This is a genomic window from Streptomyces sp. NPDC104367 (assembly GCF_055583825.1).
In genome coordinates, this window is record NZ_JBVJND010000014.1 from 116,368 (window position 1) to 143,196 (window position 26,829).

Sequence of the window (26,829 nt, forward strand, 5' to 3'; positions counted from 1 at the left end):
CCCCTGAAGTCGTGATTCCGGGCGTCCGCCGCCGGGCCCGTTGGTCCGCGGGCCACTGTGTCTCTCCAGGGTGGCGCGTTCCACGGAAAATTGAACTTGCGTTTCACAGAGTGAGACGTGAGTATCGTTGCATGGACAACAGTAGCGGCGTCGGCGTTCTGGACAAGGCGGCCCTTGTCCTCAGCGCTCTGGAGTCCGGTCCGGCCACCCTCGCGGGTCTGGTCGGGGCCACCGGACTGGCACGACCCACGGCCCACCGGCTGGCCGTGGCTCTGGAACACCACCGCATGGTGGCACGCGACATGCAAGGCCGTTTCATTCTCGGTCCCCGACTCGCGGAGCTGGCCGCGGCGGCCGGCGAGGACCGCCTGCTGGCGACGGCGGGCCCGGTGCTGACGCACCTCCGTGACATCACCGGGGAGAGCGCGCAGCTCTATCGCCGCCAGGGCGACATGCGCATCTGCGTCGCCGCCGCGGAGCGCCTGTCCGGCCTTCGGGACACGGTCCCGGTCGGCTCCACGCTCACCATGAAGGCCGGTTCCTCGGCGCAGATCCTGATGGCCTGGGAGGAGCCGGAGCGGCTGCACCGCGGCCTCCAGGGCGCCCGCTTCACGGCGACGGCCCTGTCGGGCGTGCGCCGCCGCGGCTGGGCCCAGTCCATCGGCGAGCGGGAGCCGGGCGTCGCGTCCGTGTCCGCGCCGGTGCGGGGGCCCTCCAACCGCGTGGTGGCGGCGGTCTCCGTCTCCGGGCCCATCGAGCGCCTGACCCGCCACCCCGGCCGTATGCACGCGCAGGCGGTCATCGACGCGGCGGGCCGTCTCTCCGAGGCGCTGCGCCGCACGGGCTGACGCCCACGGAGACACTTCTTCGGGAAAGAGCCGGCCTCAACGCCGCGGCAGGCTCTTTCCCGACGAAGGCGGAACCTCCTGGGCACGGAGACCGGTCCCGCCAAGGGGCGCGGGGCACTGCGCGACCGGCCGCCCGCGGCCCGCACCCGACCGGTGACCGCGGCTTCAACGGCGCAGGATCCACCCCCACCGGCCGTCAGCCGTACCCCTTACGGGGCGCTCCTGTAAGCGAACCGGTCCTTCCCGTACCGGCCGCGCCTCTCCACCGGCACCACCCCGTTCGCCGCGCCCAGTCCGAACTCCGGCATGTCGAAGTAGATCGACTCGTACGAGCCCTCGGATGCGACGTACGTCTCGTGCCACAGGCCCACGTGCTGCCGCAGCTTCCCCGCCCGCTCCTTGCGGTTCAGGACGCTCCACATCCCGTGGTGGAGCATGTCCGGCGAGCTCGCGTACGCGTACAGCTTCTCCTTCGACTCCCAGTACTGGACGACGTAGTACGTCCGCGGCGAGGCCGTCAGCAGGACGTGCCCCCGCAGTCCCCGGCCGGGGTCCCGAGCGAGCTCCCTCAGCATGCGCAGCATCGACCGCATGACCGGGAACCACTGGTGCACCGCCCAGAAGCGGTTGATCCGCATGCCGATGAGCAGCACCACCACATCACCCTCGGCCGCCGCGGTCGTACGACCCGGCACCGGCTTCGCGAACATGACCGCTCCCTCATCAGATAGCGCCACTATCTTTCCGAACGATGCTTGGATAGTGACACTTACCAAGGAGGGGTGCAAGGCATGCGGCTTGCCCAGCTGAGCGAGCGCAGCGGTGTGTCCGCGGCGACGATCAAGTACTACCTGCGCGAAGGGCTGTTGCCGCCGGGCCGCCAGGTGAACGCCACCACCGCCGAGTACGACGAGGAGCATCTGCGCCGGCTGCGGCTGGTGCGGGCGATGATCCAGATCGGCCGCGTCCCCGTGGCGACGGTGCGCGAGGTGCTCGACCACGTCGACGACGACTCCCTGGGCCGCACGATCCGGCTGGGCGCCGCGCTGTGGGCGCTGCCGCAGGTGCCGGAGCCGGACGAGGACGACGAGTTCGTCCGGGCGGCGCACCGGGAGGTCGGCGCGCTCCTGGAGCGGCTCGGCTGGGAGAACGCCCGGCAGCTGGCGACCATCTCCCCCGCCTACCGCTCACTGGTCGTGGGGGTGGCCGCGTTCCGCCGGCTCGGCTACGACTGGGGCGCCGAACTGCTCGCGCCGTACGCCGAGTTGATGCACCGGACGGCCGTCCTCGACCTGGACAACATGGAGCGGCACACCTCGGAGGCGGAGCGGGTCGAGTTCGCCGTACTGGGGGCGATCGTCAACGAGCCGCTGCTGCGGGCCCTGCACCGGCTGGCCCAGGAGGAGGAGACGGCACGGCGGTACGGCTTCGAGTAGCCGGGGGGCCGCGGACACGACGAAGGCCCTCCGCCGAAGCGAAGGGCCTTCTTCCTGTACCCCCGACCGGATTCGAACCGGCGCTACCGCCTTGAGAGGGCGGCGTGCTAGGCCGCTACACAACGGGGGCGTGGATCTTACGTTTCCGCAGATCCGAGCTGGTCTACCTGGACTCGAACCAAGACTAACTGAACCAGAATCAGTCGTGCTGCCAATTACACCATAGACCAATGATGGTTTAGACCAGTTCGTACCCCCGACCGGATTCGAACCGGCGCTACCGCCTTGAGAGGGCGGCGTGCTAGGCCGCTACACAACGGGGGCCCTAGCGGTCATCCTTGGATGACTACCGTACCCCCGACCGGATTCGAACCGGCGCTACTGCCTTGAGAGGGCAGCGTGCTAGGCCGCTACACAACGGGGGCCTGCGGATGTGATCCGCGTATGCAGATGAGCTCTGCGAGCTGGCCTACCTGGACTCGAACCAAGACTAACTGAACCAGAATCAGTCGTGCTGCCAATTACACCATAGGCCACTGGAACGCAAGCCCCTGAGGGGTTCTTGTTCTAGCTTTGCTCCTCCGGTTCCGGCCTTTCGGCCCGCTCCCCGGCGGCGCAGGAAGAACATTACCCGAAGGTGGACGGGGCTCCAAAACGGGTATCCGCGCCGAGGATCGCGGGCAGTTCGGCGAGCGAGCCGATCCGGTGCGAGCCCGCGGGTGCGCCGGCCGCGGCGGACGGTCCGTGGCGGTCGATCCACACCGACAGCAGACCGGCGTCGGCGGCGCCCCGCCCGTCGATCTCCGGATGGTCACCGACGTAGGCGACCTCGTGCGGGGCGAGTTCCAGCGCCTCGCAGGCCGCCAGGAAGGCGCCGGCCTCGGGCTTGGAGACACCCAGTTCGGCGGCGCACAGGACGGCCTCGAACCGGTCGTGCACACCGAGGGCGCGCAGCTTTCGGTCCTGGACGTGGAGACTGGAGTTGGACAGCACGGCGTGCCGGTGGCTGGCCGCGAGCGCGTCCAGGGCGGGCAGGACGTCCGGGAAGAGGGCCCAGACGGCCTCGTAGTGGGTCAGGTAGCGGCGGAACCAGTCCTCGGCCTGCGCGTCGGTCAGCTCCTCGCCCAGGAAGACCCGTACCCGGTCGCGGCGCTGCCCCTCGAAGCTCGTCTCCCCGGCGGAGAACCGCGCCCACTGCTGATCGGTGATCTCCCGCCAGCGCACCAGCGCGGCCTCGGCACTCTGCCGGCCGCCGAGCAGCCCCTCCGCCACGAGATGCGCCCGCATGCCCTCGCGGTCGGCGGTCGTGTAGTCGAAGAGAGTGTCGTCCACGTCCCAGACCACGGCCCTGATCGTCATAGGACCGACGGTACCCGGCAGACCCTGCGAACGGATACGGCGGGCGGGTACGGCGAAGGGGCGGACCGGGGGTGAACCCGGACCGCCCCTTCGCCGTAGCAGCGCGCGTGGCTACGCGGCCAGCTTCGCCAGCGCCGCGTCGATCCGCGCCAGCGTCCGCTCCTTGCCCAGGACCTCCAGGGACTCGAAGAGCGGCAGGCCGACCGTGCGGCCGGTGACGGCGACCCGGACCGGGGCCTGGGCCTTGCCGAGCTTGAGGCCGTGCGCCTCGCCGGCGGCCAGGACGGCCTCCTTCAGCGACTCCGCGGAGGTCCAGTCGGCCGCCTCCAGCTTCTCGCGGGCCGTGGTCAGCAGGGCGTCGCTGCCCTCCTTCATCGCCTTGGCCCACGAGGCCTCGTCGGTGACCGGCTCGGCCAGGAAGAGGAAGTCGACGTTGTCGGTGATCTCGGAGAGCACCTTCAGCCGGGTCTGGGCGTGCGGGGCGATCGCCTGCCACCTGGACTCGTCGAAGTCCTCCGGGGCCCAGGGCGCGAAGGGGGCCTTCAGCCAGGGGGCGCAGCGCTCGGTGAAGTCCTTCACATCCAGCATGCGGATGTGGTCGGCGTTGATCGCCTCGCACTTCTTGAGGTCGAAGCGGGCCGGGTTGGGCTGGACGTCCGCGATGTCGAAGGCCGCGACCATCTCCTCGATCGAGAAGATGTCCTGGTCCGCGGAGAGCGACCAGCCCAGCAGGGAGAGGTAGTTGAGCAGGCCCTCGGGGAGGAAGCCCTGCTCGCGGTAGAGGTTCAGGGACGCCTGCGGGTCGCGCTTGGACAGCTTCTTGTTGCCCTCGCCCATGACGTAGGGGAGGTGGCCGAAGGCCGGCGTCGACTTGGCGATGCCCAGCTCGGTCAGCGCCCTGTAGAGGGCGACCTGGCGCGGGGTGGAGGAGAGCAGGTCCTCGCCGCGCAGGACGTGGGTGATCTCCATGAGCGCGTCGTCGACCGGGTTGACCAGCGTGTACAGCGGGGCGCCGTTCGCGCGGACGATGCCGTAGTCCGGGACGTTCTCCGGGGTGAAGGTCAGCTCGCCGCGGACCAGGTCGGTGAAGGTGATCGTCTCGTCGGGCATCCGGAAGCGGACGATGGGCGCGCGGCCCTGGGCCTCGTACTCCGCCACCTGCTCGGCGGTGAGGTCGCGGCAGTGGCCGTCGTAGCCGGACGGCTTGCCGGCGGCGCGGGCGGCCTCGCGGCGGGTGTCCAGCTCCTCCTGGGAGCAGTAGCAGCGGTAGGCGTGACCGGCGTCGAGGAGCTTGCGCGCCACGTCGGTGTACAGGTCCATCCGCTGCGACTGGCGGTACGGCGCGTGCGGGCCGCCCACCTCGGGGCCCTCGTCCCAGTCGAAGCCCAGCCAGCGCATCGCGTCGAGCAGCTGGTGGTACGACTCCTCGGAGTCGCGGGCCGCGTCGGTGTCCTCGATGCGGAAGACGAGCGTGCCCTGCTGGTGGCGGGCGAACGCCCAGTTGAACAGGGCGGTGCGGACCAGGCCCACATGGGGGTTACCGGTGGGCGAGGGGCAGAAACGTACGCGGACGGGTGCGCTAGCCACGCTTGACAACCTTGTTGGTGAGAGTGCCGATGCCTTCGATGGTGACGGCGACCTCGTCGCCGACGTTGAGGGGGCCGACCCCTGCCGGGGTGCCGGTGAGGATCACGTCGCCCGGGAGCAGCGTCATGGCCTCGGTGATGTTGACGACCAGGTCCTCGATGGAGTGGATCATCTCGCTCGTACGGCCGAGCTGGCGCTGTTCGCCGTTGACCGTGAGCCGGACCTCCAGGTCGGAGGCGGTGGCGAGGTCCAGGTCCGTCTCCACCCAGGGGCCGAGCGGGCAGGAGGTGTCGAAGCCCTTGGCCCGGGCCCACTGCTTCTCGCGCCTCTGCACGTCGCGGGCGGTGACGTCGTTGGCGCAGGTGAAGCCGAAGATCACGTCCGCCACCCGCTCGCGGGGGACCTCGCGGCACATGCGGCCGATGACCACGGCCAGTTCGGCCTCGTGGTGGAGGTCCTGGGAGAAGGGCGGGTACTGGATCTCGTCGCCGGAGCCGATCACCGAGGTGGACGGCTTGAAGAAGGCGAAGGGGACGTCCGGGACCTCGTTGCCCAGCTCCTTCGCGTGCTCCGCGTAGTTGCGGCCGTAGGCCACGACCTTGTTGGGGAGCACCGGCGGGAGCAGCCGCACCTTGCTCAGCGGGACCTTGGTCCCGGAGAGCCGGTGGTCGGCGAACGGAATGCCCTTGATGATGTCGAGGACGAGTTCGTCCTGCTTGTCGCCCTCGACCGCGCCGAAGGCGACGTTCCCGTCGATGGAGAACCTGGCGATGCGCACGGGATCCTTGCGCCCCTCACTGAGCCGGCTGGAGTCTGACGCTCCAGGCTAACGCGGCAGGGGGCGGCCGCCGTGGCACGACCGGGTGGCCGGGTGGGTGAGTGACCGGCGGCCCCGCCCCGTACTACTCCGCGACCGAGATCCCGGCCGGGATCTCCATGAGGATCGTGCGCCGCGGGTTCGCGGTCTGGGCGGGGAGGTCGAGGGAGTGCTCGGGCAGTTCCGCGGTCTGGAGCTCCTCGGCGTCCTCCAGGTGGGCGAGGGTGGTGCGCCGGGGGTTGGCTATGTTGCGGAACATCATGGTCGTCTTCACGGTTGTCGTGGACCCCGTCATGTGTGAGTTGGCAGATACTTCCCTCTTGTAAAGCGTCAGGCTAAACATCGAATTCCCGGCGGAAGCCGTGAAGAGGCCCGTATCTGCGTGTGAGTTTGCTCACGACGTCAAGAACAAAAGGGGCATTCCCGACGGACAACCCGGCATAACAAAACGGACATTGCCGAACCGAACCTGTCATTCCGCTCCTGATCATGGCGACTGGGACACCCGCCGAGCCCCCTCGACTGGCAGGCATACGTCCGTTATGTACGCGATCAGCTTCGACATCTCGTAACGTGGCACTTACACGCTGTCACGGAGGTCACAGCTCGGCCCACGGCCCTTGTTGGAGATCCGGCACTGTGCTGGAATTCCACGGACCGCCGCAGGATCGAGCCGGCGCGCAGGGGGCGCAACAGCGCCGAGTGGCGGCGAGACAGGGGGAACCAGCGCCGGTCACACTCACGACCAACTGGGGGCGTATTCAGGGCGCTCCCCTCACAACGCCGACACCGTGTCCTTCCGTTCAGCGGAGGGGTGCCTGGTCCAGAGGTTGCGACGCTAGTGCAGGGACGTTTCAAGAGGGATGGCAGCGCTCCGGTAGAGCCGGAGGCGCACGGCGGGACCGACCGCGGTTCCTCGCCCCAGCACGCCCAGAACCCGGGCCCGGCCCCGGTCGGTGGTGACGGCGGTGAGCGCTCCGGGCGCCCCGCCGTGTCGGCGTCCACGGGCCCCCAGCCGACGGCACCGCCGACACCGTCGGCCAAGCCGCCCAAGGGTCCGTCGAACCCGGGCTCGCGCGTGGCCCTGCGCAACTGGCGCATCTCCACCCGCCTGGTGTCGCTGCTCGCCCTCCCCGTGGTGGCGGCGACGACCCTGGGCGCGGCGCGTATCAGCGACTCGCTCGACGACATCCAGCAGCTCGACAACATGAAGCTGCTGACGGACATGACCAAGCAGGCGACCGAGCTGGCCGCCGCGCTCCAGGAGGAGCGCGACCAGACGGCCGGTCCGCTGGCGCACGGTCAGTCGGTCAACAGCATCACGGTCAAGGGCTACGAGGAGAAGACCGACAGCGCCCGCGAGAACTTCCTCAACGCCTCCGAGGAGATCGACACCGCGAGCAAGAACGGACAGCTCCAGGGCGTCCGTGACAGCCTCGTCGGTCTGGCCGGACAGCTCGACGACCTGGCGAAGATCCGCAAGGACGCGTACCAGCAGAAGGAGAACTCGACCCAGACGGTCGAGGCCTACCACCGGCTGATCACGCAGCTGATCGACCTCTCGCAGGACATGGCGCAGGCCTCCAGCAACTCGGAGATGATCCAGCGCACCCGTGCCCTGGCGGCGTTCTCCACCGCCAAGGAGTACGCGTCCGTGCAGCGGGCCGTCATCGCCGCGGCCCTGCCGGCCAACAACACGACCACCGGCAACCTCTCCGAGAACGACCGGCTGTACGCCGAGTCGGCCCAGGAGAGCGAGACCTCCGAGCTGACGATCTTCCGCAAGATCTACTCGGGCAACGCGTCCGAACTGCTCAGCCCGATCGACGGGGGCAACCCGACGATCGAGACCGCGGACACCTACGCCAAGCGCGCGCTCGGCGCCCAGAACGGTCTGAACGAGCTCGCCAAGCGCTCGTACCGCGACTGGGTGGACGACAGCTCGACCAAGATCGAGCAGATGAAGAAGATCGAGCACACGCTGCTCGAGGACATGGAGCAGAAGGCCCGCGAGCTGCGGTCCGCGTCCGAGCAGGACGCGATCATCAACGGTGCGCTGATCCTGCTCGTCCTCGGTGTGTCGCTGGTCGGCGCCTTCGTCGTGGCCCGGTCCATGATCCGCTCGCTGCGCCGCCTCCAGGAGACCGCCACCAAGGTCGCCCAGGACCGCCTGCCCGAGCTGGTCAAGCAGCTCTCCGAGTCCGACCCGCAGGACGTCGACACGTCCGTGGAGTCGGTCGGTGTGCACTCCCGGGACGAGATCGGCCAGGTGGCCGCGGCCTTCGACGACGTGCACCGCGAGGCGGTCCGCCTCGCCGCCGAGCAGGCCCTCCTGCGGGGCAACGTCAACGCGATGTTCACCAACCTCTCGCGCCGCTCCCAGGGCCTCATCCAGCGTCAGCTCTCGCTCATCTCCGAACTGGAGTCCCGCGAGGCCGACCCGGACCAGCTGTCCTCCCTCTTCAAGCTCGACCACCTCGCGACGCGTATGCGCCGTAACGGTGAGAACCTCCTCGTCCTCGCGGGTGAGGAGCCCGGCCGCCGCTGGACCCGCCCGGTCCCGCTGGTCGACGTGCTCCGCGCCGCCGCGTCCGAGGTGGAGCAGTACGAGCGCATCGAGCTGGCCTCCGTACCGACCACCGAAGTGGCCGGCCGCGTGGTCAACGACCTCGTGCACCTGCTCGCCGAGCTGCTGGAGAACGCCACCTCGTTCTCCTCCCCGCAGACCAAGGTCAAGGTCACCGGTCACGCGCTGCCCGACGGCCGGGTGCTGATCGAGATCCACGACACCGGTATCGGCCTCTCCCCCGAGGACCTCGCCGCGATCAACGAGCGGCTCGCCTCGCCGCCCACCGTGGACGTCTCCGTCTCCCGCCGCATGGGCCTCTTCGTGGTCGGTCGTCTGTCCCAGCGGCACGGCATCCGCATCCAGCTGCGCCCGTCCGACTCCGGTGGTACGACCGCGCTGGTCATGCTGCCCGTCGATGTCGCCCAGGGCGGCCGCAAGCCCGCTCCGGGCAAGCCCGGCGCCCCCGCCCCGACCGGCGGTCCGGCCGCCGCGCAGGCGGCCGCCGGTGCGGCCGCGGCCCGCCGGGGCAACGGCCAGGGCGGTGCCGGCGGTCCGCTCGGCGCGGGTGCTCCCGCTCCGGCGCTCGGCGGCGGTGCCGCCGGGGCCGGTCCGCGCGGTGGCGCCCTCGGTCCCGGCGGCCCCTCCGGCGGCGGACTGCTCGGTGCCGGCGCGGGTCCGCGCGGCCAGGTAGGTGCCGGCCAGGGTCCCCGGGCCGCGCTGCCCGGCGCGGGTCCGAACGGCGGCCGTCCCGGTGCGCCGGGCGGTCCGCGCGGCCAGCAGGGTGCGCCGCAGGGCGGCCGGCCGGCCGCGGGCGGCGGTGCCTTCGGCAACGGCCAGGACGCGTTCGGCAACGGCCAGGACGCCTTCGGCAACGGCCAGGGCGCGTTCGGAAACCGGCAGGACGGCTTCGGCGGCCAGGACGCCTTCGGCAACCGTGGCCCGGTCCCGCCGCAGCGCTCCGGGAGCTCCTCCGACCAGAGCCGGCAGCCCCAGCTGCCGCCGCGCGGCGGCCCGCGGGCCGAGCTGCCCGGCGGCAACCCGTCGGCGGGTCGGCCCAGCTGGAGCGACGACAACGCCCAGCCGCCGCTCTCCCGGGCCTCGCTGGACACCCCGCGCGGCCACGACGAGCTGGACCCGACCCAGACCGCGCCGATGCCCCGCGTCGACGACCGGCACGACCTCGGCGCCACCTCGCAGATGCCGGCGATCCCGCAGAACCCGCCGGCCACCGGCGAGTTCCCGCGCCCGGACTTCACCATGCCGGCCGGCTCCCAGAGCGCCGCCTACCCGCGGCCCGAGACCGACGGCAGGCAGGACACCGGTTCGTTCCAGCGGCCCGGCACCAGCGGCCGGCAGGACACCGGCTCGTTCCCGCGGCCCGACCTCAACGGGCAGCAGGACACGGGGTCCTTCCCCCGGCCCAACCTCAACGGCCAGCACGACACCGGCTCCTTCCCGCGGCCCAACGTCAACGGGCAGAACGGGCAGGGCTCCCAGCAGGACGCGAACCCGTTCGTCCGGTCCGACGTCTTCGGCACCCCGGCCGCGCAGCCGGGCGGTGCGCAGAACACCGGCCAGTTCGCCGCCCCGCAGGCCTACGACGCCGGTTCCACCGGCCAGTTCGCCGCTCCGCAGGGCTTCGACACCGGCTCCACCGGCCAGCACGCCCTGCCGGACCGCCAGAACGGGTTCGCGGGCAACGGCCAGGGCGGCCACGTCAACGGCAACGGCCAGCACGGCACGGGCCAGTTCGAGCGTCCGGGCACCAACGGCCGCGGTACGGACTTCGGCGGCGCCGACCGGCGTCCCCCGGTCCCGTCCGGGCCGCCGGCCCGCCAGGAGCCCGAGGCGCTGCCCCCGGCCAGCGGTCCCGGTGACGGTCGTACTCCCCTGTACGACACGCTGGAGACCAACTGGTTCCACGGCGGCCAGCAGGAGCAGCAGGCTCCGCAGCCGCAGCCGCAGTCGCAGCACAACGGCAACGGCAGCGGCCCGGCCCAGGTCCCGCCCGTTCCCACCCAGCCGCCGGCCCCCACCGCCGCGGCCCCCCAGCGTCCTGTCACCAGCTCCTGGCGCACCTCGCCCAACGACGACCTCGTTCGGCAGGCGGAACGCGTACGGCAGCCGGCGGCAGGCGGTGTCACCACCTCCGGTCTGCCGCGCCGCGTGCCCCGGGCGAACCTCGTCCCCGGCACGGCGCAGCAGCAACAGCACCACACCGGTCCGGCTGTCTCACGTGCGCCCGACGACGTACGTGGCCGGCTGACCAATCTCCGTCGGGGTATCGCGCAGGGCAGGCAGGCCGCACCCGGCCCGCAGACCGGCAGCTTCCCGAGCCCCACTCACCAGCAGGAGCGTTAGTTGAGTCCGATGAGCCAGGCGGCACAGAACCTCAACTGGTTGATCACCAACTTCGTGGACAACACCCCAGGTGTGTCCCACACCGTCGTCGTGTCCGCCGACGGTCTCCTTCTGGCGATGTCCGAAGGCTTCCCCCGTGACCGCGCCGACCAGCTCGCGGCCGTCGCGTCCGGACTCACCTCGCTGACGGCCGGGGCCTCCCGGATCTTCGAGGGCGGCAACGTGGCACAGACGGTCGTCGAGATGGAACGCGGCTTTCTCTTCCTCATGTCCATCTCGGACGGCTCGTCCCTCGCGGTCCTGGCCCACCCGGAGTGCGACATCGGCCTCGTCGGCTACGAGATGGCGCTCCTGGTCGACCGCGCGGGCGCGGTGCTCACGCCCGACCTGCGTGCCGAACTTCAAGGCAGTCTGCTGCACTGACCGCCAGGATCCAACCCACCTCACCAAATCACCGTCCGGCCGCCACAATCCCCCCACCGGCCACGTCCGACGGCACGACTGACCGACTTGCTGTCCCGCCCGGAGGAACGATGACCCCGCCCACCGCCTCTCATGATCCGTACGCGGAGCCGTACGGGGACGAGGGCGACCAGCCGCTGGTACGTCCTTACGCGATGACCGGCGGCCGGACCCGGCCGCGCTACCAGCTCGCCATCGAGGCGCTGATCAGCACGACGGCCGACCCTGCAGCACTCATGGGGCTGCTCCCGGAGCACCAGCGCATCTGCCACCTGTGCCGCGAGGTGAAGTCGGTGGCCGAGGTCTCGGCACTGCTCGCCATGCCGCTGGGTGTGGCCCGGATCCTGGTGGCCGACCTCGCCGAGGCCGGCCTGGTCGCCATCCACCAGCCGGGCGGCGACGAGAACAACGGCGGCGCTCCTGACGTGACGCTGCTCGAAAGGGTGCTCAGTGGACTTCGCAAGCTCTGACGGAGGTCGGGCCACCACCTCCGCGAAGATCGTGGTGGCGGGCGGCTTCGGCGTCGGCAAGACCACGTTCGTGGGAGCGGTCTCCGAGATCAACCCGCTGCGCACGGAGGCCGTCATGACGTCCGCCTCGGCGGGCATCGACGACCTGACCCACACCGGGGACAAGACCACCACCACGGTGGCCATGGACTTCGGCCGTATCACGCTCGACCAGGACCTGATCCTGTACCTGTTCGGTACGCCGGGCCAGGACCGCTTCTGGTTCATGTGGGACGACCTGGTGCGCGGTGCGATCGGTGCGGTCGTTCTGGTGGACACGCGTCGGCTCGCCGACTGTTTTCCCGCGGTGGACTACTTCGAGAACAGCGGTCTGCCGTTCGTCATCGCGCTCAACGGCTTCGACGGGCACCAGCCCTACACGCCCGAAGAGGTGCGCGAGGCGCTGCAGATCGGACCGGACGCGCCGATCATCACGACCGACGCACGGCATCGCGCCGATGCGAAGAGTGCGCTGATCACGCTGGTGGAGCACGCGCTCATGGCACGTCTGCGGTAGCGGCCGGGCGCTGAATCAAGTCCGTCATCACGTACGGCAGTTGTCGTACGGTAACCGGAGCCGACTGTGGCCTTTGACACGGTCGGCTCCGGTGTTCATAACGTTTCGGCAGAGGAATCCGGTGGTATCGCCACGCGTCGCGGTCACGCGGTGCCGCTGCGCTCACAACAGCCCCGCCTTTTGGCGGGGCTCGCTCTTTATGACCGTTTTATCTGGGGCTTACAAGATCGCACTTCGGCGGATTCCACTGTTTGGAACTGCGTAGGCCCCCGTGCTGGAATGCCTGAACTGCCCAATAGTCAAAGACGTACTCAGTAGTGGTCTGTGACACACCGGGCTCTGAGAGACTGCGGCACGACGACAGGTGCCCGCCGCCGCCGAGAGGTTGTTGGTCGAGTGAGGCGAAGCAAGAACGGTCCCGAGCCGTCGGCCCGGGGCAACTTCACCCCGCCGCCGCGCGCCGCGGCGCCCACCCCTGTGCCGGCCGCCGAAGCACCGGCCCCGCCCCCGAAGAGCGGCGGCCGTTTCTCCCCGCGCAACTGGCGGGTGCCGACCAGGCTGAACGCGATCCTGCTGATACCCGTGGTCGTCGGTCTGGTCATGGGCGGCTTCCAGGTGAAGAGCTCCATCGACACCTGGAACGAGGCCCGCGACGCGGAGAACACCGCGCGCCTGGTCCGCGCCGCCCTGACCTACGCCGACGCCCTCTACAACGAGCGCGACACCACCGCGGCACCGCTCCTGCTGAACAAGGACAAGGACACCGTCACCGCGGCGCGCGCGGCGACCGACAAGGCCGCCGACGCCTTCGACGCTGCCGCCCAGAACATGCCCCAGAAAGCCGGCCTCCAGCGCCGGCTGAAGCTGTTCCGCGAGGCCGAACCCCAGCTCACGGACCTGCGCGCCGCGGCGTACACCACCAAGCTCACCGGTGTGCAGACCGAGGAGGGGTACGTCCAGATCGCCCACCCGCTGACGGAGTTCGCCAACGAACTCGGCCTGGGCACCGGAAACATCACCTCCTACGGCCGTACCGTCTACGCCATCTCGCTCACCAAGTCGGCGCTGTCGCTGGAGCGGTCGATCGGCATGCACCTGCTGGTCAAGCCCGGCCCCGACGCCGGCAACCTGGCCACGCAGCGCGTCGCCCTCTCCTCGTACGCCTACCTCGAGGGCATCGCCGTCGAGGAGTACGTCGGCGGTGGCACCGAGGAGGACGCGCAGAAGCTCACCGATCTCGAGAAGAAGATCAAGACCGACGGCGCGGCGATGGTCCAGCAGGCCAAGGCCAAGGACCCGAACTACGTGGCCCCGCCGTCCAGCACCACCACGATGGTCTCGGCGCTCGCGACGCTCCAGGACACCGACGCGTCGACCCGGCAGGGGCTCGCCACCAAGGGCATCACCGCCGAGAACTGGTGGACGGTCAACACCCTCAAGTACAACGCCTACCGCACGATCGAGTCGGACATGGCCGACAAGGCGGTGGGCGAGGCGTCCGACATCGCCGACGACGCCAAGATCTCGGCGTTCATCACCGGTGCCGCCGTCGTGGTCGCGCTGCTCGCCGCGTTCATCCTGGCCGGCATGGTGGCCCGCCAGATGTCCCGCTCGATGCGCCAGCTGCGCAACGCCGCCTTCGGCATCGCCGAACAGCGCCTGCCGATGCTGGTCGACCAGCTCTCCCGCACCGACCCCGGCCGGGTCGACACCCGGGTGGCGCCGATCCCGATCAGCACGACCGACGAGATCGGCGAGGTCGCCCGCGCCTTCGACCAGGTCCACCGCGAGGCCGTGCGGCTCGCCTCCGAGCAGGCGCTGCTGCGGGGCAACATCAACGCGATCTTCACCAACCTGTCGCGCCGCAACCAGTCGCTGATCGAGGGCCAGCTGACCCTGATCACCGACCTGGAGAACAACGAGGCCGACCCGGACCAGCTGGAGAACCTCTTCAAGCTGGACCACCTGGCGACCCGTATGCGCCGCAACGGCGAGAACCTCCTGGTCCTCGCCGGCGAGGAGCCCGGCCGCCGCTGGGACCAGCCGGTCCCGCTGGTCGACGTGCTGCGCGCCGCCTCCTCCGAGGTGGAGCAGTACGAGCGCATCGAGCTCTCCGGCGTCCCGGAGGCCGAGATCCACGGCCGCGCGGTCACCGACCTCGTGCACCTGCTGGCCGAGCTGCTGGAGAACGCCACCACGTTCTCCTCCCCGCAGACCAAGGTCCGCGTCACCGCGACCCGTCTGCCCGACGGCCGCGTGATGATCGAGATCCACGACAAGGGCATCGGCCTCACCGCCGAGGACTTCGCGGACATCAACCACAAGCTGGCCAACCCGCCGACCGTGGACGCCGCGATCTCCCAGCGCATGGGCCTCTTCGTGGTCGGCCGGCTGTCCGACCGGCACGGCATCCGGGTCCAGCTGCGCCCCTCGGGCGAGCAGGCCGGCACCACCTCGCTGGTCATGCTGCCGGACGCGATCACGCACGGCGGTGGCGGCGAACAGCCCGCGGAGCGCGACGAGTTCACCGTCTCGCAGATCATCCCGGAGCAGCAGCAGTACCAGGGCGAGAACTTCGCCCAGCCGCAGCTCCAGCCGATGCGTACGGCGGCCGAACTCGGCTTCGACGACAGCCGTTACGTGGAGGTCCCGGACGACATCCGCGACCTGGACCCCGTGGGCCGCTCCCTGATCCGCGAGGAGCGCCGTGCGGCCCTGGAGGCCCAGACGCACGACCCTCAGGCCGCACCGGGCCCGCAGGCCGCCCAGAGCCCGCAGGAGACCGCCGGGACACCGGCGTACACCGACGAGTTCGACAGCGGCCGGCAGGGCTACGACCCGAGCGGTACGGGCTTCCAGGAGCAGCCCGCGGGCTTCGACGCCCAGCCGGCGTACCAGGAGCAGCAGCAGGGCACGTACGACGAGCAGTACTACGCGCCGAACGGCGGGCTGCCCCAGAACGACCCCTTCTCCTCCGAGGCGTTCACCGCGACCGGCGGCTACCCGGAACCCGCGTACACGGAGCCGGCCCAGGAGGAGCCCGCCGCCGCGCACGCCGCGGCCGAGGCCTTCCCGGCCTACGAGGAGCAGCGTCCCTACCAGGACGACTGGCCGCAGCAGGACGGTTACCGGAACGGCTACCCGGCCCAGTACGCTCCGGAGGCGGAGCCGGCGCAGGCCGGTGACGTGGACGACCTGAACCGCGTAGGCTTCGACCGTCCGGGAACGGCCCCCTCCAACGGCCACCAGCTGACCGACGCGGGTCTGCCGCGACGGGGTTCCGGTGCCCGTGGCGCGAACGGCGCGGGTCCCGCACAGCAGACTCCGGCGGCCGCGGCCCCGGCTCCGGCCGCTCCTGAGGCGGGCGACGACAGCAGCTGGCGTTCGCAGAACGACGAGCGCTGGCAGCAGGCCTCTCAGCTGCGCAAGCCCAAGGCCGGCGGAGTCACCTCCTCCGGTCTGCCGAGGCGGGTGCCCAAGGCCAACCTGGTCGAGGGAGCCGCCGCCACCACCCCCCAGGGAGGCCCGCAGGTCTCCCGCACCCCGGAGGACATCCGGGGCAGGCTGAGCAACCTGCGTCAGGGCGTCCAGCGCGGACGCAGCGCAGGCACGGAAACGAACGGCCAGGGCTTCGGTCCTGACAGCACCTACAACCAGGAGCGTTAGTGTGAGCCCGATGAGCCAGGCGGCACAGAACCTGAACTGGTTGATCACCAACTTCGTGGACAACACCCCGGGGGTGTCCCACACGGTGGTGGTCTCCGCCGACGGACTCCTTCTGGCGATGTCCGAAGGCTTCCCCCGCGACCGCGCCGACCAGCTCGCGGCCGTCGCCTCCGGTCTGACGTCTCTGACGGCAGGCGCCTCCCGGATCTTCGAGGGCGGCAGCGTGAATCAGACGGTTGTGGAGATGGAGCGGGGATTCATGTTCATCATGTCCGTCTCCGATGGTTCCTCCTTGGCGGTCCTGGCCCACCCGGAGGCCGACATCGGCCTGGTTGGGTACGAGATGGCCCTTTTGGTGGACCGCGCGGGCACGGTTCTTACCCCGGATCTGCGTGCGGAACTCCAGGGAAGCCTTCTCAACTAATAGTCAGACGGTGCGTTTTCGCGTCCCGGGGCCGTAAGGTTTCGGGACGCGGCTCCACAAGGATGGGTGCCCGGCACGGTCGGAGGAGGAGAGAGAGTGGCAACACCCCCAGGCGGTTCGAATAACGGCAACTGGTCGTACGGTCCTGCACAGGGCCACGGCGACGGTTCCGCGAACCGGTACAACTTCCCCTCCACGCCCAGCCACCGGCAGCCGTACGCGCCGCAGGGCCCAGGTCCTTCAGCGTACGACCAGCCGCCGGCGCCGCGCATCCAGCCGGTACAGCCGCAGCGCCGTCCCGAGCCGGCGCCGGCCTCGGGGTCCAACAACCCCTTGGTGCGTCCGTACGCCATGACCGGCGGCCGGACGCGCCCGCGGTACCAGCTCGCCATCGAGGCACTGGTGCACACCACCGCGCAGCCGCACCAGATGCAGGGCCAACTGCCCGAGCATCAGCGCATCTGCAACCTCTGCCGGGAGATCAAGTCGGTGGCCGAGGTCTCGGCCCTGCTGTCGATCCCTCTCGGCGTGGCCAGGATCCTCGTCGCCGACTTGGCGGAGGCGGGACTGGTCGCCATCCATCAGCCCGGCGGCGACGAGAGCGCCGGCGGCCAGCCAGACGTGACACTGCTCGAAAGGGTGCTCAGTGGACTTCGCAAGCTCTAGCGGCGGTCCTTCCCGCTCCACCACATCCGCGAAGATCGTGGTGGCGGGCGGCTTCGGCGTGGGCAAGACCACGTTCGTCGGCGCTGTCTCGGAGATCAACCCGCTGCGCACAGAGGCCGTGATGACGTCCGCGTCTGCCGGCATCGACGACCTCACCCACACCGGGGACAAGACGACCACCACGGTCGCCATGGACTTCGGCCGTATCACGCTCGACCAGGACCTGATCCTGTACCTGTTCGGTACGCCGGGCCAGGACCGCTTCTGGTTCATGTGGGACGACCTGGTGCGCGGTGCGATCGGCGCGATCGTCCTGGTCGACACCCGCAGGCTCGCCGACTGCTTCCCGGCCGTCGACTACTTCGAGAACTCGGGCCTGCCCTTCGTCGTCGCCCTCAACGGCTTCGACGGCAGCCAGCCGTACAACCCCGAAGAGGTCCGCGAGGCGCTCCAGATCGGCCCCGACACCCCGATCATCACGACCGACGCCCGCCACCGCGCGGACGCCAAGTCGGCCCTGATCACCCTCGTGGAACACGCCCTGATGGCGCGTCTGCGGTAGTTCGCGGCTTGTCGCGCAGTTCCCCGGGCCCCTCTGTCGCAGAGGGGCCCGAACTCTTTCCCGGTGCGTGCACGGCGGGCGTGCGCAACAGAAGGGCCCCTCTTCGGCAGAGGGGCCCTTCTGTTGCGCGTGCGTGCCGTCGGGCGGCGCGGCCTAGCCGTGCCAGCTGTGCGGGGCGCGGAAGCCGTTCTCGCGTTCCAGACGGCGCCAGGCGGCCTTCGGACGGCCTCGGTGGGTGTGCTCGGTGTCGGCGGTCGGCCGGGCGGCCGCGCGGGCCAGGAGGACCGCCGTTATGGCGGCGACTTCCTCCGGGTCGGCATTGCCCTTCTCGACGCGAATGTCAGGGGCGTTCATGGATGTCAGTCTCCGTGAGAGAGGTTTCCGCAGGATTACTGCGGGGGGTTGCCGTGCTTACGGGACGGCAGGTCGGCGTGCTTGGTGTGGAGCATCGCCAGCGACCTGGCGAGCACCTCGCGGGTCTCGGCCGGGTCGATGACGTCGTCGACCAGGCCGCGCTCGGCCGCGTAGTAGGGGTGCATGAGCTCGGCCTTGTACTCCTTGACCATCTTCTGCCGCATGGCCTCGGGGTCCTCGGCGGAGGCGATCTGCCGACGGAAGATCACGTTGGCCGCGCCCTCCGCGCCCATCACCGCGATCTCGTTGGTCGGCCACGCGTACGTGAGGTCGGCGCCGATCGACTGGGAGTCCATGACGATGTAGGCACCTCCGTACGCCTTGCGCAGGATGAGCGAGATCCGCGGCACGGTCGCGTTGCAGTAGGCGTAGAGGAGCTTCGCGCCGTGACGGATGATCCCGCCGTGTTCCTGGTCGACGCCGGGGAGGAAGCCCGGTACGTCCAGGAAGGTGACGATCGGAACATTGAAAGCGTCACACATCTGGACAAAGCGCGCAGCTTTTTCGCTCGCCTCGATGTCCAGCACACCCGCGAGGACCTGCGGCTGGTTGGCGACGATGCCGACGACCTGGCCGTCGATCCGGGCCAGCGCGCAGATGATGTTCCGCGCCCAGCGCTCGTGGACCTCCAGGTACTCGCCGTCGTCGACGATCTCCTCGATGACCTTGGCCATGTCGTACGGCCGGTTGCCGTCGGCCGGGACCAGGTCCAGGAGCACGTCGGAGCGGCGGTCGACCGGGTCGGCGGACTCGACGCGCGGCGGGTTCTCGCGGTTGTTCTGCGGGAGGAGGGAGAGGAGGTAGCGGACCTCCGCGATGCAGGTCTCCTCGTCGTCGTACGCGAAGTGGCAGACACCGGAGGTCTCCGCGTGCACGTCGGCGCCGCCGAGGCCGTTCTGGGTGATCTCCTCGCCGGTGACCGCCTTGACGACGTCCGGGCCGGTGATGAACATCTGCGAGGTCTCGCGGACCATGAAGACGAAGTCCGTCAGGGCGGGGCTGTAGGCCGCGCCGCCCGCGCACGGGCCGAGCATCACCGAGATCTGCGGGATGACGCCCGACGCCTTGGTGTTGCGCTGGAAGATGCCGCCGTAGCCGGCGAGCGCGCTGACGCCCTCCTGGATACGGGCGCCCGCGCCGTCGTTCAGCGAGACCAGCGGGGCCCCGGCCGCGATGGCCATGTCCATGATCTTGTGGATCTTGGCGGCGTGGGCCTCGCCCAGCGCGCCGCCGAAGATCCGGAAGTCGTGGGCGTAGACGAAGACCGTACGGCCCTCCACCGTGCCCCAGCCGGTGATGACACCGTCGGTGTACGGCTTCTTGGCCTCCAGGCCGAAGCCGACCGCACGGTGCCGGCGCAGCTGCTCGACCTCCTGGAAGGAACCCGGGTCCAGGAGCAGCTCGATGCGCTCCCGGGCCGTCAGCTTGCCCTTGGCCCGCTGCGCCTCGGTCGCTTTCTCGCTGGGGCCCGCCACGGCCGCGGCACGGATCTCGTGCAGCTCGGCGACCCGCCCGCGCGCGTCCGTCGGTTCACCGGTGGGCTCGCCCGTCGTCTCTTCCAAAACGGTCATGTAGCGACCTTACGAAGGACACCAAGGAATGCGAGACGTCGACTCCGTACAGTCTCCGACGCGTTTTCCTGGAAACACTGAACAGAACCAGAGCGGCATGCAGCCGTTCCGACTGCTCAGAGGGCTTCGTCGTTGTAGGGGGGCGACAAAGGCGTTCCCCGAGACGGCGCTCACATTCACGGCCGTCCGACTCCGTCCCCGGAGTGACGCGGGGACCCCCGGACGGCGGTCCGCACCCGCAGAGCGTAGCCGCACCGGCGGCCGCCTCCCGTCGCGCCACCGGGCGTGCGAGGTTACGTTGAGTGATGAGTACGACACGCGGACCGATGATGTTGAAGGTTGAAAGGAATAGGTCTACGGTGGGCTCCGTTGAGTTCGTTGAACGTTAAACATCAACGGCCCGCACCTTCGGCATTCCCGCAGCGGAGCCGCGATCCGTCCCCCAAGGAGCACGTCATGGGCATCTTCGGCCGCAAGAACGACGACACCACCGCCGGCGCCACCGACACGGCCGCGCTGACCGGCGACTACACGATCGACCCGTCGCACACGACGCTGGGCTTCGTGGCCCGCCACGCGATGGTCACCAACGTCAAGGGCAGCTTCCAGGAGTTCGAGGGCACCCTCCACCTGGACGGCGAGAACCCGTCGAAATCCACCGCCTCCCTCGACATCAAGATGGACAGCATCACCACGGGCAGCCCGGACCGTGACGGTCACCTGAAGTCGGCGGACTTCTTCAAGACGGACGAGTTCCCGACCATGACCTTCCGTTCCACCGCGGCCGAGGCGCTCGGCGACGACGACTACCGCATCACCGGCGACCTCACGATCCTCGGTGTCACCAAGCCGGTCACCATCGACCTGGAGTTCAACGGCGCCGCCAAGGACCCGTTCGGCAACGAGCGCGTCGGCTTCGAGGGCAAGGCCGAGATCAAGCGCTCCGAATGGGGCGTGACCTGGAACGCGGCGCTGGAGACCGGTGGTGTCCTGGTCTCCGACAAGATCAAGCTGAACTTCGACATCTCGGCGATCAAGAACGCCTGACCCCCGGTCACGTCCGGGGCCGGAAGGACAGCCGGGTCAGGGCGGCCGCGAGCCTGGCCGCCCGGCCCTGCGGGGTGCGGGCCGTGAGCAGCCCGAAGACGACCTGGTAGCGGTCCGTCCGCCCCAGGGCTTCGAAGGCCGCCCCGGCCTCGGGGTCGCGCTCCAGGGCCGCCGCCAGGTCCTCGGGGACACAGGCCTCGCTCTGCGGCTCGTACGCCGCGTCCCACCGGCCGTCCGCGCGGGCGGCGGCGACCTCCGCGAGGCCCGCGGGGCGCATCCGGCCGTCGGCGGTCAGTTCCGCCACCCGGCGCACGTTGACCACGGACCAGAGACTGCGCGGCCGGCGCGGGGTGATCTTCTGCAGGAAGTACGTCGCGTCGAGTGCCTTGCGCTGCCCGGTGATCCAGCCGTGGCAGAGGGCGACGTCGTTGACCTCGGCCCAGGTGACCGATTCCGGCCCCGACCCCTTCTTGGCGACCTTCACCCAGAGGCCGGGGTGCGGGGCGGGATGCGCGGCGAGCCAGGCGTCCAGTCCGGAGCGGGACGCGAAGGGCAGGGCGGCGGATGGCTCGGCGACGTCGCTTGTGGTCATGGCGGCACCGTAGGGGGCGAGTAGGCCAGAACCTGTCCTCATGCCCGGCCCCGGTGGTCGACGTGCTCGGGCCCTAGGAGTCGACGGCCGGGTACCGGTCCCCTCGCCCCCGCGGGGTCCAGCAGGTGCCAGACGGGCGTCAGCAGGTCGATGCCGCGTTCCTGGATGTCGTCGGCCATGCGCGGGTGGGCGGAGTAGGTGTGCCGGACCGTGCCGTCGCCGTCGCGGGTGAAGACGGAGACGGTGGAGTCCTGCGCGCCGACCTCGTCCTCGCTGCCGAGGTCGTACTTGAACGTGCTGTCGCCGCAGCTGAGCAGCCGCAGCCGGTGCCGGCCGCGTTCGCGGGCGTGCGTCCGCAGCGTGGGCGGGTCGGCGGCCGCGGCGCCGGCGTAGGTCAGAAGCCGCCGCCGAAGTCGCCGCCGTCGCCTCCCCCGCCACCGAAGTCCCCGCCGCCGAAGTCACCCCCGCCGAAGCTGCCGAAGTCGCCCGGGTCGAAGTCGGCGCCCGAGAGGTCGCCGCCCTGGTAGCCGCCGGCGCCGAAGTCGCCGTAGCCGGTGCCGTAGTCGGCTCCGTAGGCCGGGGCGGACATCCAGCCGCCCAGGGCCGTGCCGAGGAGGAGGCCGGGCAGGATGCCGCCGCCGAAGTAGCCGCCCGCCCAGGGGCCGTAGGCCGGGCCCGCGTCCCAGTAGGGGCGGCGGCCCCCGTCGGTGTCGACCTCGCGGACCGCCGGGTCGCGGCCGTCGGCGAGCCGGGCGGCGTCCGCCGCGCAGACCGGGACCTCACGGGCCGAGCCGCCGGGCGGGACCCAGGTGGCGTCCGTGACGGAGGGGCCGTGCCGGGGGTCGAAGAAACAGGGCGGCCGGCGTTCGGGCAGCGGGTGCCCCTCGCGGCGGGCGGCGAGCAGGGCCAGCGAGAAGCGGCCGTCCTCCAGCGCCTGGGTGACCGTGCGGACGTCCTCCGGCCGGCGCGCGTCGGCCATGGACCGCTTCGCCTGGTCGTAGGCGTTCAGCGCGCGTTCGTAGTCCGCGCGCATCGGGTCGTCGGCGCCCGGTTCGGCCGGGTGGAAGTCGAGGCGGTCCAGTTCCTCGCCGAAGGCGGTGATGTCCTCGTCGACGACCACCCGGAGCCGGTCCAGGGCGGCCCGCTGCTCCTCCTCGTGGCGCCGCCGGTTGCGGCGGACCAGGGCGTACGCGCCCGCCCCGCCCGCCACCACGACGGCCCCGGCCGCGATCAGGGCCGTGCCGGAGAAGCCGGAACCGCCCGTGGAGCCGCCGCCCCAGGTGGCGGGGGCGGTGCCGCCCATGTTGACGAGGGCGCGGTCGGTGAAGTCGGTCAGCTGGGTGTTCGCGCTCTCGCCCTGGACGCTGGTGACCAGGTTCCGCACGGCGGTGCGGGAGAGCACCGAGGAGTCCGCCCGCGCGTCGAAGCGGTCGCCGAGCCGGACGGCGTACAGGCCGGTGACGCCGGTGGCGGTGCGCAGGTTCGTGAAGAGGTCCTGGGTGGGGTAGCCGGCCGGCAGGACCGCGACGAACAGGGGCTTGTTCGCGTCCTTGATCTGCCGGGCCAGGGTGTCGGCCTGGGCCGTGGAGAGCCGGCCGGCGGCGGCCGGGTCGACGTAGACCGGGCTCTTGCGCAGGGCCTCGGCGATCGTGGAGACCCCGGTGGCGGCCGAGGCGGGCCGCGGGGCGAGGACGACCGCCAGGGCGATCACGGCCAGGGCCAGCAGCAGCCCTGGGAGGCTTCGGGTCCGGAGCACGGCCTTCATGCTTCGAAACTACCCCAAAGCCCCCCAGGACTCGCCAGACTTCTCAGGACTACCAGGGCTGCCAGGACCGCCAGGACTGCTCAGGACTGCCAGGGCTGCCAGGACTGCTCAGGGCTCCCCTGAGGTGCCCCTGTTACTCCCCGGGACTTCTCAGGCCGCCCGGTAGGCCTCCGTCAGCTTCGCCACGGCCGCCGCGTACTTCCCTTCCAGCAGCAGGTGGTCGGCGTCGGCGAAGGGCTTCGAGACCGCCTCGGTGATCGACTGCCCGATCCGCTCCTGGACCAGCAGCCGCGCCCACTCGACCAGCTTCCGGCCCCTCGCGCCGGCCCCGGACCGCTCGGCCGCGCGGGCCTCGGTGCCGAGCGCCTTCAGCGTGGCCGCGCCGCCCTGCGGGACCTTGGTCAGGGTCGTCAGACCCCAGCCGTACGGGTACTGCGGGTCGTACGACGCGTCGCCCACGTTGATCGGCAGCTGCGCCTCGGACCTGGGCCAGGTGACCGGGAGCTGCCCGGTGAAGGCCCGCCTGCCGTAGAGCACGTCGGCCACGCCGTCGCCCTCGGTGCCGGGCAGCCAGGACGCCACCAGGGCGTCGATCTCGCCGAGCCGGTCGCCGATCAGCTGCGGGCGCCCGGAGACGACCAGCACCGCGCACTTCATGGCCGCGCACACCTTGTCCACGGCGGCCTGGTCGGCGGCGGACAGCGACAGGTCGTTGCCGTTGCCGACGTCTCCGACACCCTCGGCGTACGGGGTCTCGCCGACGACGACCACACCCACGTCGTACCCGCTCGTCGGCGCGGAGGCGTCCGCGGAGTAGGTGACGTCTCCCCCGGCGTTGCGCATGCCCTGGAGGATGGTGGTGCCGGTGGTGTGGGTGCCGGACTGGCCCTGCCAGGTGATGGTCCAGCCGCCGGTCTGGTTGCCGAGGTCGTCGGCGTTGGACCCGGCGACGTACACCTTCTGCGACTTCTTCAGGGGCAGGACCGCGTCGGAGTTCTTCAGCAGCACCTGGGACTCCGCCGCCGCCTGCCGGGCGACCGCGCGGTGGGCGGTGGAGCCGATCCGCGAGGCGTTGGCGGTGTCGGCGTAGGGGTGCTCGAAGAGCCCCAGTCGGAACTTCTGGGTGAGGATGCGGGAGACCGCGTCGTCGACGCGCCGCTCGCTGACGCGTCCCGCCTTCACCTCGTCGGTCAGGGTGGCGGTGAAGTCCTGGTAGCTGTAGGGGACCATCATCATGTCGACGCCCGCGTTCACGGCCGTGCGGACGTGCGACGGGTAGTCGCCGGGCAGTTGGTCGATGGCGTTCCAGTCGCTGATCACGAAGCCCTTGAAGCCCATCCGGCCCTTGAGCACCCCGTTGATCATGTCCGCGCGGGCGTGCATCTTCACCGGGCCCTGGCCGTCGCCGACGATGTCGAGCGAGGAGTACGAGGGCATGACGGTGCCGACGCCCCGGTCCACGGCGGTCCGGTACGGCGCCAGGTGGACCGCCTCCAGCTGCTGCCGGGTGACGGTGGTGACGCCCTGGTCGATGGTGTACGACCCGGTCGTGGAGGAGCCGTAGGCGGTGCCGCCGTCGCCGACGAAGTGCTTGGCGGTGGCCAGCACCTTGTCGTTGTCCTTGAGGTCCCGCCCGTCGGCCCGCCCCTGGAGGCCCTGGATGACCGTCTCCATGGACTTCACCAGGGCCGGGTCCTCGCCGAAGGACTCGTAGGAGCGGCCCCAGCGTTCGTCACGGGTGACGCAGAGGCAGGGCGCGAAGTCCCAGGGGACGCCGGTGGCGCGCACCTCGGAGGCCGTCACCGCGCCCGTCTTCTCGGCCAGTCGCGGATCGCGGGTGGCGCCGATGCCGATGTTGTGGGGCATGACGGTGGCGCCGGCCAGGTTGTTGTGGCCGTGCACCGCGTCGACGCCGTAGATCAGCGGGATCTGGTACCGGGTGGCCTGTGCCCGGAGCTGGAAGGAGTCGATCATCCGCGCCCAGGCCGCGGCCGTGTTGGGCGTGGGGGTCGAGCCGCCGCCGGAGAGCAGCGAGCCGAGGTCGTAGGCCGCGACGTCCCCGCCGGTGCCGACGGCGCCGCGCTCGGCCTGGGTCATCTGGCCGGCCTTCTCCGCCAGGGACATCCGGGAGAGGAGATCGGCGACCCGCTTCTTCACCGGCAGCCTGCTGTCCAGGTACGGCAGTCCGTGCGCGTCGACGACGACCTGCGGGGTCTCCGCGGGGGCCTTGGCGCCGGTGACCGTCAGCTTGAGGGGGATGGTCTCGGCCGATTCGGCGGACCTGTCCTTCAGCGTCCGCACCTGGACGGTCCGGGTGGCCCCGGAGGCGGTGCCCGCCGGGAAGGTGAGGGTGCCGGAGACGGGCGTGTAGTCCTTGCCGGAGTCGGCGGTGCCGCCGGCCGTCTCGTAGGCGACGGTCACGGGTTCCTCGAGCGGGGCGGCGCCGGTGGTGGCGACGGAGACCCGCACCGTCGCGGTGGCGCCCTCCTTCACCGGGTAGACGGCGGCGTCCGTGGTGACGGAGGCCCGCAGGGACTGGTCGGCCTTGCCGTACAGCTCCACGTCGTCCATGGCGAACTGCCCCTGGACCCCGACGGGGAGGGTGAGCGCGTAGCCCCACATCTGCGTCAGGCCGAGGACGTGGTCGATGCCGCCGACCGGCTGGTAGTCGGTCCGGTAGACGAAGTCCGTGAACGGGATCTCGATCTGCTTCCAGCCGGTGAAGTCGTCCGTGAAGGACGTCGTCCACAGCTCGGACGCCTCGCCGTTCGTACCGCCGTCCTTGATCTCGAAGGAGACCTTCTTGCCGTTGTCCTGGCCGTCCCACCAGAAGCGGATGCCCTTGTGGGCGGACCAGTCGTGGGCGGGTTCGGTGGCGGCGAAGTCGTGGGTGAAGCCGCCGTAGCCGCTGATGTCGTACGTCCCGGCGAGGACCTTGGCGCCCTCGGGAGCGTCGGCGCGGTCGGCGAGCCGCAGCGCGGGCGGGTCGTCGCTGTCGCTCCCCCAGGTGAAGATGCCCTCGGCCGGCTGGGAGGCGAAGGGCACCTCTCCCTCGAAGCGGTCGACGGGGGTGGGGGCCGGGTCGTCCGCGGCGCGGGCCGCGGCGAGGGGCATCAGCGCGGTGAGCAGGGCGGTGGAGACGAGCAGGGCGGTTCTTCGCATGGACCTTCCCTCAACTCTCGTGTCTCGCAAATGACTTAGTTCACCTCGTGAGTTAATGCGCACCGCCGAGGGACCGTCAAGACACCGGACACCCCCGGAACTCGCACCACACCGCTTTGCCCGGAGTCCGCCCGCGCACGCCCCAGTCGTCGGAGAGCGCGGCGACCAGCAGCAGCCCCCGGCCGTGCTCCGCCTCCGGCGTGACGCCGGGGGTACGGATCTCGCCCGGACCGCTGTCCCGCACCTCGACGCGGAGCACGCCGTCGGTGTCGAGGCTCAGCTCCAGCCGGAACCGGCGGCCCGGCGGGACGCCGTGCAGCACGGCGTTGGTGGCGAGTTCGCTCACGCACAGCAGGACGTCGTCGCCGCGCGAGGCCAGGCCCCAGTCGGCGAGGGTGACACGGGTGAAGTCACGGGCGGCGTGCACCGATCTGCGGTCCCTGGGGTAGAGGGCGGTGCGGGCGCGGAGGAGTTGGGGTGCGGCGTTCATGAGAT

23 protein-coding genes and 5 tRNA genes are annotated in these 26,829 nt (G+C 70.7%); 11 read left to right on the forward strand and 17 right to left on the reverse strand.

Going from position 1 to position 26,829, the window contains the following annotated elements; genetic code table 11:
* The first annotated feature begins 131 nt into the window (after positions 1–131).
* A complete protein-coding gene (gene ndgR / locus ACZ619_RS22175; RefSeq protein ID WP_003993203.1) occupies positions 132–848 on the forward strand; it encodes an IclR family transcriptional regulator NdgR in 717 nt (238 codons plus the stop codon).
* A gap of 209 nt (positions 849–1,057) precedes the next feature.
* On the opposite strand, the gene ACZ619_RS22180 is transcribed toward ndgR, so the two are convergent.
* Positions 1,058–1,558, reverse strand: coding sequence for a DUF4188 domain-containing protein (locus ACZ619_RS22180; protein ID WP_469601469.1), 501 nt, complete (start codon positions 1,556–1,558; stop codon positions 1,058–1,060).
* An 81-nt stretch (positions 1,559–1,639) separates the two neighbouring features.
* Here ACZ619_RS22180 and ACZ619_RS22185 point away from each other — a divergent pair, with 81 nt between their 5' ends.
* Complete coding sequence (locus ACZ619_RS22185; protein WP_469601471.1) at positions 1,640–2,284, forward strand: MerR family transcriptional regulator; 645 nt, start codon at positions 1,640–1,642, stop codon at positions 2,282–2,284.
* Positions 2,285–2,341: 57 nt separating this feature from the next.
* Here ACZ619_RS22185 and ACZ619_RS22190 read toward each other — a convergent pair.
* The 9 genes from ACZ619_RS22190 to ACZ619_RS22230 all read right to left on the reverse strand — a co-directional run bounded on the left by ACZ619_RS22190 (position 2,342) and on the right by ACZ619_RS22230 (position 6,321).
* Positions 2,342–2,414: transfer RNA gene (locus ACZ619_RS22190), tRNA-Glu, on the reverse strand.
* 28 nt (positions 2,415–2,442) lie between these two features.
* Positions 2,443–2,514 (reverse strand) — tRNA-Gln (locus ACZ619_RS22195).
* A 21-nt stretch (positions 2,515–2,535) separates the two neighbouring features.
* Positions 2,536–2,608, reverse strand: a tRNA-Glu gene (locus tag ACZ619_RS22200).
* A 28-nt stretch (positions 2,609–2,636) separates the two neighbouring features.
* Positions 2,637–2,709 (reverse strand) — tRNA-Glu (locus ACZ619_RS22205).
* Between the two features lie 39 nt (positions 2,710–2,748).
* Positions 2,749–2,820: transfer RNA gene (locus tag ACZ619_RS22210), tRNA-Gln, on the reverse strand.
* 91 nt (positions 2,821–2,911) lie between these two features.
* A complete protein-coding gene (locus ACZ619_RS22215; protein WP_469601473.1) occupies positions 2,912–3,643 on the reverse strand; it encodes an HAD family hydrolase in 732 nt (243 codons plus the stop codon).
* A 111-nt stretch (positions 3,644–3,754) separates the two neighbouring features.
* Positions 3,755–5,239 (reverse strand): glutamate--tRNA ligase, encoded by a 1,485-nt coding sequence (gene gltX, locus ACZ619_RS22220; RefSeq protein WP_469601475.1) that lies wholly within the window; start codon positions 5,237–5,239, stop codon positions 3,755–3,757.
* Positions 5,223–6,008 carry a fumarylacetoacetate hydrolase family protein gene (locus ACZ619_RS22225; RefSeq protein WP_469601478.1) on the reverse strand — a complete coding sequence of 262 codons (786 nt, stop codon included), beginning with the start codon at positions 6,006–6,008 and terminating at the stop codon, positions 5,223–5,225. Before ACZ619_RS22225 ends, gltX begins: the two co-directional genes overlap by 17 nt.
* A gap of 124 nt (positions 6,009–6,132) precedes the next feature.
* Complete coding sequence (locus ACZ619_RS22230; protein WP_469601481.1) at positions 6,133–6,321, reverse strand: hypothetical protein; 189 nt, start codon at positions 6,319–6,321, stop codon at positions 6,133–6,135.
* 567 nt (positions 6,322–6,888) lie between these two features.
* Between ACZ619_RS22230 and ACZ619_RS22235 the strand changes: the two genes are divergently transcribed.
* The 8 genes from ACZ619_RS22235 (at position 6,889) to ACZ619_RS22270 (ending at position 17,783) form a co-directional block, all read left to right on the forward strand.
* Positions 6,889–10,977 (forward strand): sensor histidine kinase, encoded by a 4,089-nt coding sequence (locus tag ACZ619_RS22235; RefSeq protein WP_469601484.1) that lies wholly within the window; start codon positions 6,889–6,891, stop codon positions 10,975–10,977.
* 9 nt (positions 10,978–10,986) lie between these two features.
* Positions 10,987–11,400, forward strand: a complete 414-nt coding sequence (locus ACZ619_RS22240; RefSeq protein ID WP_030382516.1) for a roadblock/LC7 domain-containing protein — start codon at positions 10,987–10,989, stop codon at positions 11,398–11,400.
* Between the two features lie 110 nt (positions 11,401–11,510).
* Positions 11,511–11,909 (forward strand): DUF742 domain-containing protein, encoded by a 399-nt coding sequence (locus ACZ619_RS22245; RefSeq protein ID WP_019058642.1) that lies wholly within the window; start codon positions 11,511–11,513, stop codon positions 11,907–11,909.
* On the forward strand, positions 11,890–12,465 hold the full coding sequence (locus ACZ619_RS22250) for a GTP-binding protein (protein ID WP_046729249.1): 576 nt from the start codon (positions 11,890–11,892) through the stop codon (positions 12,463–12,465). The genes ACZ619_RS22245 and ACZ619_RS22250 overlap by 20 nt, the downstream gene beginning before the upstream one ends.
* 396 nt (positions 12,466–12,861) lie before the next feature.
* Positions 12,862–16,131 (forward strand): nitrate- and nitrite sensing domain-containing protein, encoded by a 3,270-nt coding sequence (locus tag ACZ619_RS22255; RefSeq protein WP_469601487.1) that lies wholly within the window; start codon positions 12,862–12,864, stop codon positions 16,129–16,131.
* A gap of 10 nt (positions 16,132–16,141) precedes the next feature.
* The gene (locus ACZ619_RS22260) at positions 16,142–16,555 is read left to right on the forward strand and encodes a roadblock/LC7 domain-containing protein (protein WP_469601489.1); all 414 of its coding nucleotides are present in this window, start codon (positions 16,142–16,144) and stop codon (positions 16,553–16,555) included.
* 96 nt (positions 16,556–16,651) lie between these two features.
* On the forward strand, positions 16,652–17,221 hold the full coding sequence (locus ACZ619_RS22265; protein WP_469601492.1) for a DUF742 domain-containing protein: 570 nt from the start codon (positions 16,652–16,654) through the stop codon (positions 17,219–17,221).
* A complete protein-coding gene (locus ACZ619_RS22270; protein WP_123973912.1) occupies positions 17,202–17,783 on the forward strand; it encodes a GTP-binding protein in 582 nt (193 codons plus the stop codon). The genes ACZ619_RS22265 and ACZ619_RS22270 overlap by 20 nt, the downstream gene beginning before the upstream one ends.
* A 153-nt stretch (positions 17,784–17,936) precedes the next feature.
* On the opposite strand, the gene ACZ619_RS22275 is transcribed toward ACZ619_RS22270, so the two are convergent.
* Together ACZ619_RS22275 and ACZ619_RS22280 are read right to left on the reverse strand one after the other, a co-directional pair.
* A complete protein-coding gene (locus ACZ619_RS22275; protein WP_469601495.1) occupies positions 17,937–18,137 on the reverse strand; it encodes an acyl-CoA carboxylase subunit epsilon in 201 nt (66 codons plus the stop codon).
* A gap of 35 nt (positions 18,138–18,172) precedes the next feature.
* The gene (locus ACZ619_RS22280) at positions 18,173–19,768 is read right to left on the reverse strand and encodes an acyl-CoA carboxylase subunit beta (protein ID WP_469601497.1); all 1,596 of its coding nucleotides are present in this window, start codon (positions 19,766–19,768) and stop codon (positions 18,173–18,175) included.
* Between the two features lie 456 nt (positions 19,769–20,224).
* On the opposite strand from ACZ619_RS22280, the gene ACZ619_RS22285 reads away from it, so the two are divergent.
* Entirely contained in the window at positions 20,225–20,815 is a 591-nt protein-coding gene (locus ACZ619_RS22285; RefSeq protein ID WP_469601500.1) for a YceI family protein, read from the forward strand.
* A 7-nt stretch (positions 20,816–20,822) separates the two neighbouring features.
* Here the strand turns inward: ACZ619_RS22285 and ACZ619_RS22290 are convergent, their stop codons facing one another.
* The 5 genes from ACZ619_RS22290 to ACZ619_RS22310 all read right to left on the reverse strand — a co-directional run bounded on the left by ACZ619_RS22290 (position 20,823) and on the right by ACZ619_RS22310 (position 26,824).
* Positions 20,823–21,407 carry a YdeI/OmpD-associated family protein gene (locus tag ACZ619_RS22290; protein ID WP_469601503.1) on the reverse strand — a complete coding sequence of 195 codons (585 nt, stop codon included), beginning with the start codon at positions 21,405–21,407 and terminating at the stop codon, positions 20,823–20,825.
* A 38-nt stretch (positions 21,408–21,445) separates the two neighbouring features.
* The gene (locus ACZ619_RS22295) at positions 21,446–21,805 is read right to left on the reverse strand and encodes a DUF899 family protein (RefSeq protein WP_469601750.1); all 360 of its coding nucleotides are present in this window, start codon (positions 21,803–21,805) and stop codon (positions 21,446–21,448) included.
* Positions 21,802–23,172, reverse strand: a complete 1,371-nt coding sequence (locus ACZ619_RS22300; RefSeq protein WP_469601505.1) for a hypothetical protein — start codon at positions 23,170–23,172, stop codon at positions 21,802–21,804. Before ACZ619_RS22300 ends, ACZ619_RS22295 begins: the two co-directional genes overlap by 4 nt.
* Before the next feature lie 150 nt (positions 23,173–23,322).
* On the reverse strand, positions 23,323–26,334 hold the full coding sequence (locus ACZ619_RS22305; RefSeq protein WP_469601508.1) for a glycoside hydrolase family 3 protein: 3,012 nt from the start codon (positions 26,332–26,334) through the stop codon (positions 23,323–23,325).
* 76 nt (positions 26,335–26,410) lie between these two features.
* A complete protein-coding gene (locus ACZ619_RS22310) occupies positions 26,411–26,824 on the reverse strand; it encodes an ATP-binding protein (RefSeq protein ID WP_469601511.1) in 414 nt (137 codons plus the stop codon).
* Positions 26,825–26,829: the final 5 nt, after the last annotated feature.

Excerpts from the sequence above, each read along its gene's own strand:
- ndgR (WP_003993203.1), top strand. The coding sequence starts at position 132 with ATGGACAACAGTAGCGGCGTCGGCGTTCTGGACAAGGCGGCCCTTGTC.
- ACZ619_RS22180 (WP_469601469.1), bottom strand. The coding sequence starts at position 1,558 with ATGTTCGCGAAGCCGGTGCCGGGTCGTACGACCGCGGCGGCCGAGGGT.
- ACZ619_RS22185 (WP_469601471.1), top strand. The coding sequence starts at position 1,640 with ATGCGGCTTGCCCAGCTGAGCGAGCGCAGCGGTGTGTCCGCGGCGACG.
- ACZ619_RS22215 (WP_469601473.1), bottom strand. The coding sequence starts at position 3,643 with ATGACGATCAGGGCCGTGGTCTGGGACGTGGACGACACTCTCTTCGAC.
- ACZ619_RS22240 (WP_030382516.1), top strand. The coding sequence starts at position 10,987 with ATGAGCCAGGCGGCACAGAACCTCAACTGGTTGATCACCAACTTCGTG.
- ACZ619_RS22245 (WP_019058642.1), top strand. The coding sequence starts at position 11,511 with ATGACCCCGCCCACCGCCTCTCATGATCCGTACGCGGAGCCGTACGGG.
- ACZ619_RS22260 (WP_469601489.1), top strand. The coding sequence starts at position 16,142 with ATGAGCCAGGCGGCACAGAACCTGAACTGGTTGATCACCAACTTCGTG.
- ACZ619_RS22275 (WP_469601495.1), bottom strand. The coding sequence starts at position 18,137 with ATGAACGCCCCTGACATTCGCGTCGAGAAGGGCAATGCCGACCCGGAG.
- ACZ619_RS22280 (WP_469601497.1), bottom strand. The coding sequence starts at position 19,768 with ATGACCGTTTTGGAAGAGACGACGGGCGAGCCCACCGGTGAACCGACG.
- ACZ619_RS22285 (WP_469601500.1), top strand. The coding sequence starts at position 20,225 with ATGGGCATCTTCGGCCGCAAGAACGACGACACCACCGCCGGCGCCACC.
- ACZ619_RS22290 (WP_469601503.1), bottom strand. The coding sequence starts at position 21,407 with ATGACCACAAGCGACGTCGCCGAGCCATCCGCCGCCCTGCCCTTCGCG.
- ACZ619_RS22300 (WP_469601505.1), bottom strand. The coding sequence starts at position 23,172 with ATGAAGGCCGTGCTCCGGACCCGAAGCCTCCCAGGGCTGCTGCTGGCC.
- ACZ619_RS22305 (WP_469601508.1), bottom strand. The coding sequence starts at position 26,334 with ATGCGAAGAACCGCCCTGCTCGTCTCCACCGCCCTGCTCACCGCGCTG.
- ACZ619_RS22310 (WP_469601511.1), bottom strand. The coding sequence starts at position 26,824 with ATGAACGCCGCACCCCAACTCCTCCGCGCCCGCACCGCCCTCTACCCC.